Source organism: Mycolicibacterium xanthum, from assembly GCF_019710635.1.
Taxonomy (GTDB): domain Bacteria; phylum Actinomycetota; class Actinomycetes; order Mycobacteriales; family Mycobacteriaceae; genus Mycobacterium; species Mycobacterium xanthum.
Map to the genome: position 1 here is coordinate 1 of NZ_JAIFZS010000070.1, position 1,157 is coordinate 1,157.

Consider the following 1,157-nt stretch of genomic DNA (forward strand, 5'->3'; position numbering starts at 1 on the left):
CGGTGTTGCGGGGGTGGTGGGCGCGGTGTCTGTGGTGGGCGCGGTGTCGGTGTGGCGGTCGGGCGCGCGGGTCTGGGCGGGTCTGGCCGCCGGTTGGGCTGCGGTGTCGGCCGTTTCCACCGGTCCCGCCGGGTTGTCCGCCTCCGTCGGCGTCGCCTCGTCGGTGGGCGCCTCGGTGGCCGTCGCTTGGTCGGTGGGTGGCGCGTTCTGGGGGGACTGCGCCGTCGTGTCCGCCGCCGCCTGCGCTGTCGCTGTTGGCGTGGGCGTCGTCTTGTCGGTGGGGGCCGGGGCGGGTTGGGGTCCTTCGATGGGGTCGGTGTTGGGGTGGTCGGCGCCGTGCAGGTCGGGGTCGGTGGGGGTGTGGAGGGTGGTGGCGTCGGTGATGACGTGGATGACGACGTTGCGGGCGCGGGCGTCGTCGATGGTGGCGGCGGGGCAGTCGGGGTTGTCGCAGCGGCAGGTCAGTGCGGTGGCGCCGGCGGCGATGGCGCCGAGGGCGTCGGCGCGGCGTTGGGCCAGGGTGCGGGGGTCGTCGGGGCATACGGCGTGGATCATGGCGGCGATGCGGGTGTTGAGCAGGGCGGCGTCGGGGCCGGTGAGGCGGCCGTGCACGGTGGTGGTGGCGGTGGCGTCGTCGCGTTTGCCGATGCTCAGGTAGCGGCCGCGGACGTTGTCGCGGGTGCGGCGTACGGCGTCGGGGTCGTAGCGTTCGACCCAGATGTCGATGGCTTGGTCGAGTTTGTATTGCGACAGGGGGCCCCAGGCGGCGGCGCGGTCGGCCAGTGCGGTGTCGAGTGCGGCCAGGGCGTGGTGGTCTTCGACCAGTTCGGTGCGGAAGTGGATGGTGGTGATCATCGTGGTGCTCAGTTGGCCGGCCAGGAACGCCGCGCCGACTTTGGGGAGTCGGTCGCGCAGGGTGACCGCGAGGTCGAGTTGGGTCAGGGCGCGGCCGTGGCGCAGGGTCAGGGCGGCGGCGATCTCGGCGGCCGCGCCGTCGACGGCGTCGCAGGCCCGCCGCGGGTTGTCTTCTTCGGCCTGGCGGCGGTGGAGCAGTTCGGCGGCGGCGGCCAGTTTGCGGGCCTCGGCGGCGGCCGCGGCCCGGGCCCAGCCGGTGAGTGCGTCGATCAGCTCGGCGTCGGACGCAGCGGCCAACTCGG

At 74.4% G+C, this 1,157-nt stretch carries 1 protein-coding gene; it reads right to left on the reverse strand.

Annotation, left to right across the window (positions count from 1 at the left end; translation table 11 throughout):
• Nucleotides 1–1,157, reverse strand: a 1,157-nt coding sequence (locus tag JDV09_RS23305; RefSeq protein WP_221371516.1) for a DUF222 domain-containing protein, incomplete at both ends; no start/stop codon positions are given.